17 protein-coding genes and 1 other annotated feature are annotated in these 17,428 nt (G+C 30.6%); of the genes, 15 read left to right on the plus strand and 2 right to left on the minus strand.

From position 1 onward, the window contains the following. Positions 1 to 613 precede the first annotated feature (613 nt). Positions 614 to 1,675: an HD-GYP domain-containing protein gene (locus CLFE_RS01165; protein ID WP_077836070.1), complete on the plus strand. Its 1,062-nt coding sequence runs from the start codon at positions 614 to 616 to the stop codon at positions 1,673 to 1,675. 65 nt (positions 1,676 to 1,740) lie between these two features. Here CLFE_RS01165 and CLFE_RS01170 read toward each other — a convergent pair whose 3' ends face one another. Next, the gene (locus tag CLFE_RS01170; protein WP_077852479.1) at positions 1,741 to 1,995 is read right to left on the minus strand and encodes an AbrB/MazE/SpoVT family DNA-binding domain-containing protein; all 255 of its coding nucleotides are present in this window, start codon (positions 1,993 to 1,995) and stop codon (positions 1,741 to 1,743) included. Between the two features lie 237 nt (positions 1,996 to 2,232). After that, positions 2,233 to 2,480, plus strand: a binding site (T-box leader). Between the two features lie 102 nt (positions 2,481 to 2,582). On the opposite strand from CLFE_RS01170, the gene ilvB reads away from it, so the two are divergent. The 4 genes from ilvB (at position 2,583) to CLFE_RS01190 (ending at position 6,146) form a co-directional block, all read left to right on the plus strand. Beyond that, positions 2,583 to 4,250, plus strand: coding sequence for a biosynthetic-type acetolactate synthase large subunit (ilvB, locus tag CLFE_RS01175; RefSeq protein ID WP_077895160.1), 1,668 nt, complete (start codon positions 2,583 to 2,585; stop codon positions 4,248 to 4,250). 2 nt (positions 4,251 to 4,252) lie between these two features. Continuing rightward, a complete protein-coding gene (gene ilvN / locus CLFE_RS01180; RefSeq protein ID WP_077836073.1) occupies positions 4,253 to 4,546 on the plus strand; it encodes an acetolactate synthase small subunit in 294 nt (97 codons plus the stop codon). Between the two features lie 294 nt (positions 4,547 to 4,840). Next, positions 4,841 to 5,692, plus strand: coding sequence for a GNAT family N-acetyltransferase (locus tag CLFE_RS01185; protein ID WP_077895159.1), 852 nt, complete (start codon positions 4,841 to 4,843; stop codon positions 5,690 to 5,692). Positions 5,693 to 5,900: 208 nt separating this feature from the next. Beyond that, complete coding sequence (locus CLFE_RS01190) at positions 5,901 to 6,146, plus strand: AbrB/MazE/SpoVT family DNA-binding domain-containing protein (RefSeq protein WP_077836075.1); 246 nt, start codon at positions 5,901 to 5,903, stop codon at positions 6,144 to 6,146. Between the two features lie 75 nt (positions 6,147 to 6,221). Here the strand turns inward: CLFE_RS01190 and CLFE_RS01195 are convergent, their stop codons facing one another. Then, complete coding sequence (locus tag CLFE_RS01195) at positions 6,222 to 6,920, minus strand: helix-turn-helix domain-containing protein (protein ID WP_077895158.1); 699 nt, start codon at positions 6,918 to 6,920, stop codon at positions 6,222 to 6,224. Between the two features lie 366 nt (positions 6,921 to 7,286). Here CLFE_RS01195 and CLFE_RS01200 point away from each other — a divergent pair, with 366 nt between their 5' ends. The 10 genes from CLFE_RS01200 (at position 7,287) to CLFE_RS01245 (ending at position 17,426) form a co-directional block, all read left to right on the plus strand. Then, the gene (locus CLFE_RS01200; protein ID WP_077853392.1) at positions 7,287 to 7,505 is read left to right on the plus strand and encodes a helix-turn-helix domain-containing protein; all 219 of its coding nucleotides are present in this window, start codon (positions 7,287 to 7,289) and stop codon (positions 7,503 to 7,505) included. Positions 7,506 to 7,587: 82 nt separating this feature from the next. Next, the gene (locus tag CLFE_RS01205; RefSeq protein WP_077836078.1) at positions 7,588 to 9,273 is read left to right on the plus strand and encodes a peptide ABC transporter substrate-binding protein; all 1,686 of its coding nucleotides are present in this window, start codon (positions 7,588 to 7,590) and stop codon (positions 9,271 to 9,273) included. A gap of 110 nt (positions 9,274 to 9,383) precedes the next feature. Then, positions 9,384 to 10,316, plus strand: coding sequence for an ABC transporter permease (locus CLFE_RS01210; protein WP_077850619.1), 933 nt, complete (start codon positions 9,384 to 9,386; stop codon positions 10,314 to 10,316). Between the two features lie 11 nt (positions 10,317 to 10,327). Next, on the plus strand, positions 10,328 to 11,248 hold the full coding sequence (locus CLFE_RS01215) for an ABC transporter permease (protein ID WP_077850618.1): 921 nt from the start codon (positions 10,328 to 10,330) through the stop codon (positions 11,246 to 11,248). Between the two features lie 12 nt (positions 11,249 to 11,260). Further along, complete coding sequence (locus tag CLFE_RS01220) at positions 11,261 to 12,280, plus strand: ABC transporter ATP-binding protein (RefSeq protein ID WP_250944701.1); 1,020 nt, start codon at positions 11,261 to 11,263, stop codon at positions 12,278 to 12,280. Further along, a complete protein-coding gene (locus CLFE_RS01225) occupies positions 12,280 to 13,242 on the plus strand; it encodes an ABC transporter ATP-binding protein (RefSeq protein WP_250944703.1) in 963 nt (320 codons plus the stop codon). The genes CLFE_RS01220 and CLFE_RS01225 overlap by 1 nt, the downstream gene beginning before the upstream one ends. A 335-nt stretch (positions 13,243 to 13,577) precedes the next feature. Further along, on the plus strand, positions 13,578 to 14,498 hold the full coding sequence (locus CLFE_RS01230; RefSeq protein WP_077895552.1) for an ABC transporter permease: 921 nt from the start codon (positions 13,578 to 13,580) through the stop codon (positions 14,496 to 14,498). Between the two features lie 16 nt (positions 14,499 to 14,514). Then, positions 14,515 to 15,432, plus strand: coding sequence for an ABC transporter permease (locus CLFE_RS01235; RefSeq protein WP_077836124.1), 918 nt, complete (start codon positions 14,515 to 14,517; stop codon positions 15,430 to 15,432). Positions 15,433 to 15,441: 9 nt separating this feature from the next. Beyond that, positions 15,442 to 16,446 (plus strand): ABC transporter ATP-binding protein, encoded by a 1,005-nt coding sequence (locus tag CLFE_RS01240; RefSeq protein ID WP_077836125.1) that lies wholly within the window; start codon positions 15,442 to 15,444, stop codon positions 16,444 to 16,446. After that, positions 16,446 to 17,426, plus strand: a complete 981-nt coding sequence (locus tag CLFE_RS01245) for an ABC transporter ATP-binding protein (protein WP_077895553.1) — start codon at positions 16,446 to 16,448, stop codon at positions 17,424 to 17,426. Before CLFE_RS01240 ends, CLFE_RS01245 begins: the two co-directional genes overlap by 1 nt. Positions 17,427 to 17,428 lie beyond the last annotated feature (2 nt).

The following is a 17,428-nucleotide window of genomic DNA, read 5'->3' on the forward strand; positions in this document are numbered from 1 at the left end:
CGAACCTTTTAAGTAGGAATATTTTATGAATCACAATGTAAGTATTTTATTGCATTATATACTATTCTTACATAAATGCAAAGTTTAATAAAGAGTTAGTTGCATAGTTTTTTTGTGTGGAAGAAGCTTGAGCTTTAATGTTTATTAATTCGCATACTATTAAGATTATGGAAAATAATACGATTATATTAAAATAAAATAAAAAAACATATATAAAAGTTAAGTGTTAAATGTTGATATTTGTTGTAAAAATGAGAAATTTAAAAATGCTCAATGATTTTTGTAAATGGTCGAAATTAAAGTTAAAGAATCGGGTACAGGTCATGGTAATACTAGGTAAGAAAACAATTATTTATTGTAAATATTAAAAATTAAATTGTAATTATATTAGGGAAAGCAACGATTTTGTTAATTTGATTAAATATAATTATTGAAAAATCTAAATAATAAAAAAATTCTAATAAATTATATCAAAAAATGTTGAATTGTTGTATAATAAAAAACAATACAGTATAATAATTTAAAAGTATTTTTGAATTATTTATAACTTAAAATACGGTGGGAATGCGAATAACAAAATTATTTTCCAATATTTTAGGATAGGGTGAGAGAATTGAATAAGTTCAAAGTAAATACCATTGATTGCGACAATAGTTATATTCTCGCAGAAGATATATATTCGTACAATGATGTCAAATTTATTAGCAAAGATACACCGATTAATAGTTATATAAAAAGTAAGCTTTTAACTAGTGGTATAGGTAAGGTTAATGTTTATAAAAAAAATGAGGCAAAGCAGAAAATTCCTAAAAAGAGAGAGTACGAGGAATTCAAAGCAGAGTACGAAGAAAACGTATTAAAGCTCAAGGATCTTATTGTAGGGGCTTGTAATGGTAAGAAAATTGATCAAGAAGCAATACAAAATATGACACAAAATATTTATGATGATATTGTTAATACAGATTGCTTAATTAAGTATGCAGGTAATATAAAAGATAAAGACGAGTATACTTTTTATCATAGCATGAATGTAGCTTTCTATGGAATGTTAATAGCTAAGTGGATGAATTTATCTGAAGAGCAAATTAAAGAGGTAATATCTGCAGGACTTCTTCATGATCTTGGAAAAATAAAGATTAAAGATAGCATTTTAAACAAGCCTGGAAGGCTTACTGATGAAGAATTTGAGGAAATGAAGAAACATCCACTTTATGGGTATGAAACAGTTAAGGATGATCCTACTATTAAGGATGATATAAAGAATGTTATATTACAACATCATGAAAGAATAAATGGTACAGGATATCCATATGGAATCAAAGCTGATCAAATGGGATTATATTCTAGAATTATATCAATAGCAGATGTATATGATGCAATGACTTCTGATAGGGTTTATAAAAAGAGAAAACCTCCATTTAGAGCTTTTGAAATGTTTGGTTCTGAAGGTATATCTATTTTTGATACGGACATACTCAGAGTGTTTTTGAGTAACATAAATGTTTATTTTATAGGTGCGGAAGTGCTTCTTAATGACGGAAGAAAAGGGGAAATAGTTTATATACCACCTAATAACCTTCTTCAGGCAATAGTTAAAATAAATAATGATTACATTGAGGTTTCCAGAGGGAGCGGTAGTTATATAAGTGAAGTTATTAGAATGAACGTTCCGTAAATTTAAAATACGATGAAAAGGAATCTATTATCTTTTTCATCGTATTTTTAATTATATAAAGATATTTATTTTGCTGTGGTTTGAAGTTCTTCTTTGCATTGCTTACATACACGTACGCCCTTAAAGTAGCTTATATCACTTAAAGAATTACAGAAAGTGCATCCTGGTGCATATTTTCTTAGAACTATATGGCTTTCAACTTCGTCGATGAAAATTTCAAGAGAATCTCCTTCGTTTATATTGAGCTGAGATCTAGTTTCTTTTGGTATAACTATTCTTCCAAGTTCATCTACTTTTCTAACAATTCCAATTGAATTCATTTTATTCACTCCTATTAATTTATACTATATTACAATTTTATAAAAAAAATTCAAAATATCAAGGTACAAATTTTCATTATATGGGAACTATTATGAAAAAACGTAGAAAAATTAATAAAATTTATAAAATTTTTTTAAATTAAGTTTAAATCAATGTTAAAATAAGTAAAACAATAAAATAATATTATAATCTTGACTATATAGTTTATATTTGCTATCATGAGTTTAAAATATATGTTAAAAGCTTTGATAAGAAGGAGTATATGTATCTTTGAAATAAAGAGAGGAAATAAAAGGTGAGAGATTTCCATGATGGATATGTAGAAGGTAGTCTTGGAGCTTTGATATGAACGTCAAATTGATTATTAAGTATCAACGAAATTCCATCGTTAAAGGGAAGTAGTATCGGCTAAGGCCCGTACTATATTAAGAGCGTATATATACGAATATAGGTGGTACCGCGGAAAGTAATCTTCGTCCTAATTAAGAAACCAGTATGAAGCTTTGTTCTTTGAGTAGAACATAGGTTAGTAGGTTTTTAAACTAGGAGGGAGTTTTTTTTATATAAAAAATTAGGGGTGAAAAAAATGAAATTAAGTGGGGCAGAAATTATAATTAAGTTATTAGAAAAGGAGGGAATAGAGGTTATTGCTGGAATACCAGGAGGTTCAAGCCTTCCAATGTATAATGCACTTAGTAAGAGCAGTATAAAGCATATTCTCGCAAGACATGAGCAAGGTGCAGGATTTATAAGTCAAGGTATAGCAAGGACAACAGGGAAAGCAGCAGTATGTTTTGCAACGTCAGGTCCAGGAGTTACTAATTTATTAACAGCAATTGCAGATGCTAAATTAGATTCAGTACCAATAATAGTTATAACTGGCCAAGTTCCATATAAATCAATGGGAACAGATGCATTTCAGGAAGTAGATACCTATGGTCTTACAGTACCAATAACTAAGCACAATTTTCTCGTAAGATCAGTAGAAGAATTGACTTATATAATTCCAAAAGCATTTGAAATAGCGGAGACAGGGAGGCCAGGACCTGTGGTTATAGATGTGCCTAAGGACATACAGAATGAAATAATAGAAATTGAAATTTCAGAAAATATAGACAATAAAGATAAAGCGATAAATATTGATATATATGAAATTGAAAAAATTGCTCATGCTGTAAATAAAGCTAAAAAACCGTTGTTTATCATAGGGGGTGGTGTTACAAATTCGGATTCAGGTTATTTGGTTAGAGACATTTCACAGAAAAATGATATTCCAGTAGCAGCTACCCTTATGGGATTAGGCAATTATCCAAGTGAAAGTAGTTTGTTTATTGGAATGCTTGGGATGCATGGAGAAGTTGCAACTAACCTCATAGTAAATGAAGCAGATTTGGTTTTAGCATTTGGTATAAGATTTGATGATAGAGCTACTGGAGATATAAAAAAGTTTTGTCCTAATGCAACTATTGTTCATGTAGATATAGATTCTGCAGAAATAGACAAATTAAAGAAGAGTAAGTATTCTATTGCAGGAGATGTAAAAGAGGTTCTATTAAAGTTAAAACCATTTATAAAGGTAAATAAACGTGAAGCTTGGAAGAAAGAAATAAAAGAAATAAAGACAAAACATTTAATGCCAGGGGTAACCTTAAGTGATGATATAAATAATCCTATTAATTTAATTAAAGTACTTAATGGTTTGCTTGATGATGATACCATAATAACTACAGATGTAGGTCAACATCAAATGTGGGTAGCTCAGCATTATAATTTTAGAAGACCAAGAAAATTTATTACCTCTGGGGGTCTTGGTACTATGGGATTTGGGCTACCAGCAGCTATAGGAGCAGCAGTTGCAAATCCGGATAAAAAGGTTGTATGCATAAGTGGAGATGGGTCTTTTATGATGAACTTGCAGGAGCTTTCAACACTTCAAGAATTAAATTTAAATGTTACAGTTATTATATTAAATAATGGATGTTTAGGACTTGTAAGGCAGCAGCAGGAACTTTTTTATGAAGGCAGATATATTGCATGTAAGTTTAAGAGTAAGCAAGATTTCTCACTTATAGCGGCTGGGTTTGGAATTAAAAGTTATTGTTTAAAAAATGAAAAAGATCCCATATGTACATTAAAGAAGGCTTTGCTTAATAAGGAACCTTGCGTTATAGATGTACTTATTAATGAAAATGAAAATGTTTTGCCTATGGTGCCACCAGGAGGTGGAAATTGTGAAATGGTAGGAGGTAAATAGATATGGAAAATACAAAACATGTTATTGTTGAGTTACTTGTAAGAAATCACCCTGGGGTTATGTCACATATTACAGGCTTATTTGCTAGAAGAGCATTTAATTTGGAGGGCATATTGTGTTCTAGAATAGATGTGGGGGAAAAAAGCCGTATGTATCTTCTTGTTCAAAGAGATGATAATCTGGATCAAATTACTAAACAGCTTGAAAAGTTGTATGATGTTGTCAATGTTAATGTGTATGAAGAATATAATGAGAATGTGTTTGATGAAGTACAAAAGCTTATATTTTTACAATAAGTTAACAAAATTTCCTTGTAATATAACAGGGATATAGGTATAATTAAACTATGATTGTAAGAAGGAGGTCGTTAATATGAAAAGTGTATGTTTATCAAAATTAAAGAAATCATTTGCGACCTTAACGGTAATAGTAAGAAAGTAACTAATTTATTCATTGATAGTGAAGCCATGGGGGGAGTTAACCTGTGGTTTTATTTTTGAAAAAAAGTTTTACATCTATGCCAATAGCCTTAAGGTTGCAAAAATCTTAGGCTATTTATTTTTGGTTTGTAAAAATAGGAGGATGTAGAATTGATAATTAAAGAATTAAATTGTTTAAGTAGTAAATTAATCAAAGATATAGAGAAGTTGATTAGTGATTGTAATAAATTTGATGGAGTAGAGCATGAAATTAATTTAGATGAAGGTTTTAATTTTAATAAGTATATGAATTGGTTATTTGTTATTTATGAAGGAGATATAGCTGTAAGTGTTTTAAGTATATTTGCACCAAGAAAAGAAGAAGGAGAAATATCTGCTTGTACATTACCTAGTTATAGAGAAAAGGGATATTTCAAAAAGCTTTACACTAGGGCAATAGAAGAATTAAGAAAATATAACATACCCAAGAAGTTGTTTATATGTCCTAAAGAATCTAAAACAGGTAAAGCGGTAATTAAGAAAAATAATGGTATATACAAATTTGCAGAATATACAATGAAATTTAATAAAAATGAATTTGTAAGGTTAAGTAAATATACATCAAAATTGATTGAAATAAATATTAATGAACTTGATAAAATATCTAAAGTAGCATCAGTTATATATAATGAATCATTAGAAGAAGCTAGATCAACTATGAAAAATGCAATAGAGGCTAAAGAAAGAATTCAGTTTAAATTAATGTTTCAAAAAAACGATATTGGAATGGTAGCAGTACATTTTTATAATAATAAAGTATCAATCTTTTCTGTTGGAATATTACCTGAATATAGAGGATTTGGATTAGGTAGAGAAATGATGTGTATGGTTTTAGAATATCTGGTTAAAAATAATTATGGGCAGATATTTCTTGAAGTGAACAGTGATAACAATATAGCATTTAAACTATACAAAAGTTTAGGTTTTGAAGTTACAACAGAAATAGATTATTATGAAAAGTAAAAAAAATATTGTACATTAATATTACCTAATATGACATGAAAAAAGTATTGTATTCGATAAAATGTTACAATAATTTTTTAAAAAATATGATTTAAATAATTATTACAAAAAAAATTAAATTATATTAATAACTATGTTGACTTATAATGTAAATAATGCTATAATTTAAACAAGACAAAGTCGAATGTTGTAATAGGAGGTAGTTATTATGAAATCAACAGGTGTAGTAAGAAGAGTGGATGAGTTAGGAAGAATAGTAATTCCTATAGAATTAAGAAGAACATTGGAAATAGCAGAAAAAGATGCTTTAGAGATATATGTTGATGGTGAGCAAATTATACTTAAGAAATATCAACCAGCATGTATTTTCTGTGGTGATGCAAGAGATGTAGTTAACTATAAAGGAAAAAATATTTGTCAAAGTTGTTTACAACAATTAAGAGAAGAAAAATAATATAATATATGTAAGAAGAACACCAGTTTTATGGTGTTCTTCTTATTTTAATAGATAATAATGAAAGATTATATTTTATAATTTTTTTATATCGGTAACTTCTTGATCACTTACAGAGTTTAACATATCCATTATTAATTTTTTATTTTTACTATTTAAATTTTTAAAGAATAGAAGTAATTCCATTTCATCATAAGTACATTGCAATAATTTTTGTTCTTCATAGTATGAGAAGCTGTTATTCTTTTGCATTGCACTTAAATAAGCTTGAGCTAACTTGAAATCTGATTTAAAGTTTGAAACTTTGCCATCAAATATCCAATCCATACTTACGTTAAAGTAATTAGAAATTTTAAGCAAATCTAATGCACAAACATTTTTACCCATGCATATTTCCTTGAATGTAATTTTTGAAATATTTAGTTTTAAACATAGTCCATCGATAGTTTCATGAAAATATTTTATTGTAAATAATAGTCGTTTTGAGAAATCAACTTTAGCTCCAATACTACAGTAACAATTATTAGTAGAATTTAAACAAGTTGTTTTTTTGTGTATGGATTCAGGTATAGCCCCTTTACCGTAAACTATCCAATCGTAGTTTGTTTTAAAAAAGTTAGCTAGAGATATTAAAGCCACTTTCGATGGTAAAAAATCATTTTTTTCATAATGACTTAAATTACCTCTTTGAACTCCTGTTTTTTCGGCAACTTGCTTTTGAGTAAGCTTATTAAGCTTTCTCAAATACAGAAGCCTTTCCCCAATAGTATTCATAATAAAAACCTCCAAAAAAAGCGTTTATTACGTAGGATTTTAAAGATAATAAGTATTTTCTTAATAAAAACGCAAAAAAAACGCAGAAAACATGCTATATCTATATTTGTAAAATGCGTTTATAACGCATAAAATAAATATTAGTTTGATAGAATAATACATCAAATTAATAATTTAATAAATTACAACGCATTTTTTTATAAATAACTAAAATTTGTTTGTCATATCATTATAAAAATCAATTCGCACATACTTTATTTTAACAAAATTTTTTGATAAATTCGATAGAAAGGGATAAAAATAATTTGTTTTTATGAATATTTATGCATTTTTTTCTTTTCAATATAAAAATCAGGGGGCTTTTTTATGGGAGAAAAACGAGCTCTTACTCCACTTGGTATAGCATGTAAAAAAATGATGGTTGAAAAAAGCATGTCTCAAACGGAATTAGCCAAAAGAGTAGGAACAAGCACTAAATATTTAGATCTGATATTTCATGGTGAGAGAACTGGTAAGAAATACATATCAAGAATCGTTAAAGAGTTAGGTATAAATCTTGAAAGTATAGGTAAAATTATAATTTAAAAAGGTATAGATAATATTAGGTAATACAGCTAGCTTAAAGTATAGCTTTTACAGTATAAATTAATTAAGGGGGAATTTTTCTATGAAAAGTAAAAAATTAATATCAGTGCTGTTGTCAGCCATTGTTGTATCATCAATAGCATTAACTGGCTGCGGTAGTTCATCAAACTCAACAACAGCAGATAAGGATCAGCATTTAAACCTAGAAATAAATGTAGCAGATGTTAAAACACTTGATCCATCAAAAGGAACAGATGGATATTCTGCATATGTACTTCAAGAGACAATGGAAGCTATTGCAAGAGATGAAGTTAAGAATGGTAAGGAAGTAGTAGTACCAGCTGGGGCTAAGAGTTGGTCACAATCATCAGATGGTCTTACTTGGACTTTCAAATTGAGAGATAATAAATGGTCAGATGGAAAAGCAGTTACAGCAGACCAATATGTATATGCGCTTAGAAGAAGTTTAGATGCAAAAACAGCTTCCGAGTATGCATATTTACTAGTAAATGCGGGAATTAAGAATGGAGATGCAGTAAATAAAGGTACTATGTCACCAGATCAATTAGGAGTAAGTGCTCCCGATTCAAAAACACTTGTAATAAATTTATCGCATCCATGTGCATATTTTGAAAAGTTACTTAATTTTAAATTCTTTATACCACAAAGACAAGATATGGTTGATAAAGCAGGATCAAAATATGGTTCAGCTGCGGATACTTTAGTTTATAATGGACCATTTAAAATAACTTCAATGGTTAGTGGAAGTAAGATGGAACTTGTTAAAAATGATCAATATTGGGATAAGAAAAATGTAAAGCTTGATAAAGTAACAATGAATTTCATGGATGATGCAAACACAATGTTAAATGCATTACAAAGTGGTCAAATTGATGTTGCGGATACATCTAGACCTGAATGGACTAATAAATTAAAATCAAGCGGAAAATTTGATCAAATCACTGGTAATGTTCCAGCAAATTCATATTTGAATTTCAATGTTCAAGATAAAAATAAATTACTTACAAACGCAAAGATAAGAAAAGCAATTTCACTTGCACTTAACAGAGAAGATTATCTTAAAACTATAGGTCATAGTATTGGAACAGTTTCATACGCATGGGTGCCAAAAGCTGTTCAAATAGGAACTGACGCATACAGAGATAAAGCTAGTGATGTAACTTTAAAAAATAGTAAAGAGAATCCTAAGGAATTATTCAAAGAAGGTTTAAAAGAATTAGGAATGGATACAGATTTAAGCAAGGTAGTATTGACTGATGAAGAAGCAGGAACAGATGAAAGACATAAACAAGAAGGAGATTACCTAATAAATGCCTTCAAAAAGAATCTTGGAGTTACTTTAAAGGTTGATTACAAAGAGTGGAAACAATTCCTACAAGATGAGCAAGATTTAAATTATGAAATGCAAAGTGGTCAAATGTGGTCAGCAGATTACAATGATCCTATGACATTTATGGATATGTGGGAAACAGATGCAGCAAAAACTGTAAACGGATATTCAAGCAAAGAATACGATGCATTAATAGAAGATGCAAAGATTCAAAAAGATGAAAGTAAGAGATTAGATGACTTTAAGAAAGCTGAAGATATTCTTATCAATAAGGATGCAGCTATAGCACCAACTTATAGTCAAGGAATGAGTATATTTGCATATAAATACGTTAAAGGCCTTCAAACACCAGTATTTGCAGCAAGTGGATCAAGAAATGTAGAATTTAAATATGCATATATTTCAGGAAAGAAATAAATAATATTTATCTATTACAGAACTTTTATAATCAAAATTATTTAATTGCATTGCGGCAGAGGTGTGTATTTATCTCTGCCGCATAAAATATTATTTTAGGAGGAATAAAGATGCTGAAATATACGCTTAAAAGATTTGTGTATATGATAGTAACTATTTGGATAGTTATTACATTAACGTTTGTAATGATGCACTCTATACCAGGTAATCCATTTTCAACAGGAAGAAGCTTACCTAAGCAAACTAAAATCAATTTAAATAAAAAATATGGACTAGATAAACCACTTACTACGCAATATGGATTGTTTATAAAGAATCTAGTTGTTCATGGTAGTTTAGGAGAATCTTATACTTATCCTGGTTTAACTGTTAACAGTGTAATAGCAGAGAGAGCGCCAGTTTCTGCAGCGCTAGGAGCTGAAGCACTTATATTTGCTTTAGTTGTTGGTATGATATTTGGAATTATAGCTGCATTTAAAAGAAATCACTGGCAGGATTACTTAGTAATGATAATAGCAATCTTAGGTATAGCAATACCGTCATTTGTTTTAGCAGCTTTATTACAGTATTTTTTAACAGTAAAAATAGAAGTATTACCAACTTCAGGTTGGGGTGGAATAAAATATACAATTTTACCTGCAATTTCATTAAGTTTAGGAATAATAGCTGTTTACGCAAGATATATGAGAAGTAGTTGTATAGATGTTTTGGGACAAGACTATATTATGACAGCAAAGGCTAAAGGTGTTTCTAAAATACCACTTGTATGGAAACACGTTATAAGAAATGCCATTTTACCTGCTATTACTATATTAGGACAGCAGATTGCAGCTGTTTTAACTGGAACCTTTGTTATAGAATCAGTGTTTTCTATACCAGGAATAGGAAGATATTTTGTTACTTCAATAACAAATAGAGATTATCCAATTATACTTGGAACCACTATATTTGTTGCAGTGGTATATATAATATCAGTTTACTTAGTAGACATAATATATAGTTTAGTAGATCCGAGAATAAGGTTAAGTAGTAACAAAAAGTAGGAGGGAAAGAGATGGCTGAAACTTCAAATAAAAAGTTTGAAATTATTGGGTGTGAAAATAACAATTCAGAAGAAATAGTCAGAAAAAATGTGACCTATTGGCAAGATGCGTGGAGAAGACTTAAACAAAATAAAGTCGCAGTTATTTCGTTAGTGTTATTAATAATAATAGTATTATTATCTATAATAGGACCAATGCTTAGGCCATTTACAACTAATGATGTAAATGACTCTATAAAGAATATTGGTTCAAATTCAACTCATTGGTTAGGAACTGACGATCTTGGAAGAGATTTGTGGGTTAGACTTTGGGTTGGAACAAGATCTTCTATAATAATAGGTATAGTTGGAGCAGCAATAGAGCTCGTTATAGGTGCTTTATACGGAGGAATTTCTGGATATTTTGGTGGAATTGTTGATGATATAATGATGAGAATTATAGAAATTTTAAATAGTATACCATATTTAATTTTGGTATTGATAGTTATAATTGTTTTAAATAGTACAGGAATAGTACCTCTAATCATCGCAATGACGTTAACTGGTTGGGTTGGTATGGCGAGAATTGTAAGAGGACAAGTTCTTTCTATAAAAGAACAAGAATATGTACTTGCAGCTAAGACTTTAGGAGCAGGCTCCTTTAGAATAATAATGAAACATTTACTTCCAAACGTTATTGGAGTAATGATAGTTGATGTAACCTTTGCAGTTCCAAGTTACATTTTTGCAGAAGCATTTTTAAGTTATATAGGACTAGGAGTTAAACCGCCAAGTACAAGCCTTGGAGCATTATGTTCTAGTGGTCAAGCGAACTTAATGTTCTATCCAGCACAATTGTTCTGGCCTTCACTAATAATATGTCTTATAATGCTTACGTTTAATCTTTTAGGTGATGGTTTAGCTGAAGCCCTTGATCCTAAGCAGAGACAGTAGGAGGTAACTATTATGGAAAAAATATTAGATGTTAAAAATCTAAAGGTATCTTACCATACTTATGCAGGAGAAGTTCAGTCTGTAAGAGGTATAAGCTTTCATTTAAATAAAAGTGAAACTTTAGCAATAGTTGGAGAATCAGGCTGTGGAAAATCAGTTACATCTAAGTCAATAATGAGATTAATAGATTGTCCACCAGGAGAGATAAAAAAGGAATCTGAAATTTATTTCGGAGAAAAAGATATATTAAAAATGGGAGAAAAGGAGCTTGGTAAGCTTAGAGGTGGAGATATAAGTATGATCTTCCAAGATCCTATGACATCTCTAAATCCTACAATGAAGGTTGGAAAGCAGATAGCAGAAAGCATAATGATTCATAGAGGACTTAAGGAAAAAGAAGCTTTTGCGGAAGCTATAAAAATGCTTGAAGCGGTTAACATACCAAATGCGGACAAAAGAGCTAACCAATATCCTCATCAATTTTCAGGAGGAATGAGACAAAGAGCTATGATAGCTATAGCTTTAGCTTGTAATCCTAAAATATTAATAGCAGATGAACCAACAACAGCATTAGATGTTACAATTCAAGCTCAGATAATGGATCTTATGAAGGACCTTCAAGAAAAGCTTGGAACTGCTATTATACTTATAACACATGATTTGGGGGTAGTTGCCAGTGTAGCACATAGAATACAAGTAATGTATTCTGGACTTATAGTGGAAAGAGGAACTACAGACGAAATCTTTGGAAATCCACAGCATCCATACACTTGGGCACTGCTTCAATCAGTACCAAGGCTCGATACAGCAAATAAAGGAGAATTATATTCCTTAAATGGAACACCACCAGACTTACTTAAACCACCAGCAGGATGTCCATTTGCAGCAAGATGTAAGTACTGCATGCAAATTTGTAAGGAAGAAATGCCAAAGGAAACTAAGGTGACGGATACACATTCAGTTAGCTGCTGGCTTAAAGACGAAAGAGCACCAAAAGTAGAATCACCTATTAAAACAGGAGGTGCAGAGTAATGGCTAAAAATGATGAAGTATTAATTGAGGTTAAGAACCTAAAGAAATATTTTAATGTTGGTCAAGGAGCAATACTTAAAGCGGTAGACGATGTGAGTTTTAATATAAAAAAAGGTGAAACCTTAGGACTTGTTGGAGAATCAGGTTGTGGTAAAACAACCTGTGGAAGAACAGTATTAGGTTTATATGAAGCTACAGAAGGTGAAGTAAACTATGATGGAGTAAACATACATAGTTTAAAAGGAAGATCTAAGAAGGAATTTAGTAAGAAAGCTCAGATGATTTTCCAGGATCCGTATGCATGTTTAAATCCAAGAATGACAGTAGGAGACATAATAGCAGAAGGAATAGATATTCATGGTTTATATAAAGGTGAAGAAAGAACTAAGAAAATATATGAAATGTTAGATCATGTTGGACTTAATAGAGAGCATGCATCAAGATTTCCTCATGAATTTTCCGGAGGACAAAGACAGAGAATAGGAATTGCAAGAGCACTAGCTATAAATCCAGAATTTATAGTATGTGACGAACCAATATCCGCACTTGATGTTTCTATACAAGCACAAATAGTAAATCTTCTTATTAAGCTTCAGAGGGAAATGGGCTTTACATATCTTTTTATAGCTCATGACTTATCAATGGTAAAACATATTTCGGATAGAGTTGGAGTAATGTATTTAGGGACAATGGTAGAGTTTGCAGCAAGTCATGATTTATATGAAAATCCGCTGCATCCATATACAAAGGCATTGATGTCAGCAATACCAATACCAGATCCTAAGGTTGAGAAAACGAGACAAAGGATAAAGCTTGAGGGAGAAGTACCAAGCCCGATAAATCCTAAACCAGGCTGTAGATTTGCAGCAAGATGCAAACAAGCAAAGCCTGAGTGTTTTAAAATAAAACCAGAGTTTAAAGAAATTGAAAAGGGACACTTTGTAAGCTGTCATTTATATTAAAAAAATTCCTGCATAAAAGCAGGAATTTTTTTTTTGCATATTTATGTAATAAAGCTGTGTAACTTATGTCAAAAATGCAATATATAAGTACATTAACAAAAATGTGTTTATTACGCATGTTTTTAAAGAAAAACAATGTTTTTTTAATAAAAACTCAATAAAAACATAAAAAATATAATACATTCGCATTTGCAAATTAAAGTAATAACTAATAATATATTTATATAACAATACATTAATTCAATTATTTTTAATTAATAGATAATTAAGGAAAATAAATATAAAATTTGAACTGAAACTATGATAAGGGATTATTAAATGAAGGGAGAAGATATATGTTTAAGTATATTATAAAAAGATTTATTGCAAGTATAGTTACGTTGTGGTTAGTTGTAACATTTACATTCCTTTTAGCGCATGCAATACCTGGAGGACCATTCACAAGTGAAAAGAAATTACCTCCAGCTATAGAGGCAAATTTAAAAGCTAAATTTGGTTTAGATAAGCCACTAAGTAAGCAATATACAACATATCTTGCCAATATGGTAAAAGGTGATTTGGGTATGTCAATGCAATATGAAGGAAGAATGGTTAGAGATATAATAACATATTCATTTCCTAATTCAGCTAAACTTGGTGGAGTCGCTATTTTATTTGCAATTATAGTCGGATTATATTTAGGAGCGATGAGCGCACTTCATCAAAATAAATGGCAGGACGGTTTAAGTACAGTAATTTCAACATTTGGAGTAACGATACCTAGTTTTGTACTTGCTACATTACTTATTTACTTATTCTCGTTAAAGCTTAAGATTTTACCAGCTGTCGGATTTACAACACCGTCTAATTATGTAATGCCAGCACTTGCACTTGGGATATTTCCTATGGCATTTGTAACAAGGTATACACGTTCAATGCTTATTGATGTTTTGAATCAAGATTATATAAGAACAGCAAAGGCAAAGGGTTTATCTAAAACAATAATAACTTATAAACATGCTCTTAAAAATTCTTTGATTCCAGTAGTTACATACTTGGGACCACTTATAGCAGGTGTTTTAACAGGCAGCTTTGTTGTTGAATCCATATTTGGTATACCAGGGCTTGGAAGAGAGTTTGTTCTTAGCATTGATAATAGAGATTATACGACGATAATAGGCGTTACTGTTTTCTTTAGTGCAATCCTCATATTTTGTAATTTAATAGTGGATATATTGTATGTGATAATTGATCCTAGGATAAAATTCCAAAATTAATGAGGAGGTAGAAAATATGGAGAGTATAAATAAGGATTTATTTAAAACAGTAAGTGAAGACAGAAAAAAAACGCATGAAAAAGCAAGACCAAGTTTCACTTACTGGCAAGATGTTTGGAGAAGGTTTAAATCAAATAAATTATCTATTGTAGGGCTCGTTATTATAATAATTATTGTGTTATTTGCTGTTGTAGGTCCAATTTTCTCAAAATTCAATTATTATACTAATGATTATTCATCAGCTAATTTAGCACCTAATGGTACACATATCTTTGGAACTGATAATTTGGGAAGAGATCTTTTAACAAGAGTTATGTGGGGTGGGAGAATTTCGCTTACTATTGCTCTTGTAGCTAGTATTATTAGTTTTGTAATAGGAATTATATATGGTGGAATATCAGGATATTTTGGTGGAACTGTTGATAACATAATGATGAGGATAGTTGAAGGTGTTGCTTCATTGCCGCTTATGATATATGTAATATTGATAATGGTAATAGTGGGACAGGGAATGGCAAGTCTTATAATTGCTATAGCATTAACATATTGGGTTGATATGGCACGTATAGTAAGAGGCCAAATTTTGCAATTAAAGCAAGAGGAATTTGTACTTGCAGCAAAAACCTTAGGAGCATCATCTAAAAGAATACTCCTTAAGCATTTATTACCCAACACCATGGGACCAATTATTGTTAACTTGACACTAAATATACCTAATGCCATATTTACAGAAGCATTTTTAAGCTTTGTAGGACTAGGAGTTCCAGCACCTCAAGCGTCATGGGGAACTTTATGTTCTAACGCTCTTGGCTCATATCAAATGTATCCATATCAACTTTTGTTTCCAGCTTTAGCACTTTGCGTAACAATGTTTGGTTTTAACTTTTTAGGTGATGGTTTAAGTACAGCACTGGACCCTAAAATGAGAAAGTAGGAGATAATAATGGAAAAATTACTTGAAGTAAAGAATTTAAAAACCTCATTTTTTACTCATCTTGGTGAAGTGAAATCAGTAAGAGGAATCTCATTTGAAATCAATAAGGGAGAAGCGCTTGGAATTGTTGGAGAGTCTGGTAGTGGAAAGAGCGTAACTATGATGTCTGTTATGAGATTACTTGAGGAAAATGGCAAAATAGTTGATGGAGAAATTATTTTTAATGGAATAGATATAGCAAAGGCTTCTGATAAAGAAATGGAGAAGATACGTGGAAACAAAATCGGAATGATATTTCAAGATCCTATGACATCTTTAAATCCTGTATTAACAGTAGGTAATCAAATTGTAGAAGGTATAAAAAAGCATTTAAAAATGAGTACAAGTGAAGCAACTAAACATGCTGTTGAAATGCTTAAATTAGTTGGCATACCAAGTCCGGAAAAGAGAATGAAGCAGTATCCACATGAATTTTCAGGGGGAATGAGACAGAGAGTTATGATTGCTATGGCAATTTCCTGCAAACCGGAACTACTAATTGCAGATGAGCCTACAACTGCCCTTGATGTAACAATACAAGCCCAAATATTAGACTTAATGAAGAATTTAAAAAATAAAATGAATACATCAATAATACTTATAACTCATGATTTGGGAGTGGTTGCTAATTTATGTAGCAAGATAAATGTTATGTACGGTGGTGTAATTATAGAAAAAGGTGATGCAAGAGAAATTTTCTATAATCCTAAACATCCTTATACTTGGGGACTTTTAAGAAGTATTCCTGATCCTACAAAGGATACTAAAGAAAGGTTAATTCCCATTGATGGTTATCCTCCAGATTTATTAAATCCACCAAAAGGATGCCCTTTTGCAGCAAGATGTCCATACACAATGGAAATTTGTATGGAAAATCCTGTTTTATCATTTAAAATAGGAGAAAATCATGAAGTAGCATGTTGGCTGAATCATCCAGATGCACCTAAGGTTAATTATAGAAAGGAGCAAAGCTAATGCCACAGAATAATGTATTACTTGAAATAAAAGATTTAAAAAAGTGGTTTCCAATAAAGAAAGGTTTCTTTGGAGGAAAGGTTAGTAATGTTAAAGCTGTAGATGGTGTGTCTTTTCAGATAAATGGAGGAGAAACCTTAGGTTTAGTTGGAGAATCTGGATGTGGAAAAACAACAACAGGAAGAACTATATTAAAGCTTTACGAGCCAACTTCTGGAGAAATAATATACAAAGGCAAGGATATTTCAAAGTTAAATTATAAAGAAATGCTTCCATACAGAAGAAAAATGCAAATGATATTTCAGGATCCCTATGCATCTTTAAATTCAAGAATGACAGTAGGAGATATAATCGGAGAATCAATTGATATTCATAAATTATGTACAGGAAGTGAAAGAAAAGATAGAATAGAATATTTACTTAAAAAGGTAGGGTTAAATAGCGATCACATAAATAGGTATCCTCATGAATTCTCGGGAGGACAAAGACAGAGAATAGGAATAGCTAGAGCATTAGCGGTAGAGCCAGAATTTATAGTATGCGATGAGCCTATATCAGCGCTTGATGTATCAATACAAGCACAAGTTGTAAATATGCTTGAAGAACTTCAAGAAGAACTTGGACTTACTTATCTATTCATAGCACATGACTTGTCCATGGTTAAGCATATTTCAACTAAAATAGGAGTTATGTATTTAGGAAATTTAATAGAGATTGGTGAAAGTAGAGAACTTTATAACAATCCACTTCATCCATATACGAAAGCGCTTTTATCAGCAGTTCCAGTACCAGATCCAGATGAGTCTGAAAAGAGACAAAGAATAATACTTGAAGGTGAAATTCCATCACCTATAGATCCACCAAAAGGATGTAAATTTAAAGGTAGATGTAAGTATGCTAAGAAAGAATGTGGCGATGTAGCTCCAGAGTTTAAAGATATGGGAAATGATCATTTTGTAGCTTGTTATTTATATAAATAGCT

The organism is Clostridium felsineum DSM 794 (assembly GCF_002006355.2).
GTDB lineage: Bacteria > Bacillota > Clostridia > Clostridiales > Clostridiaceae > Clostridium_S > Clostridium_S felsineum.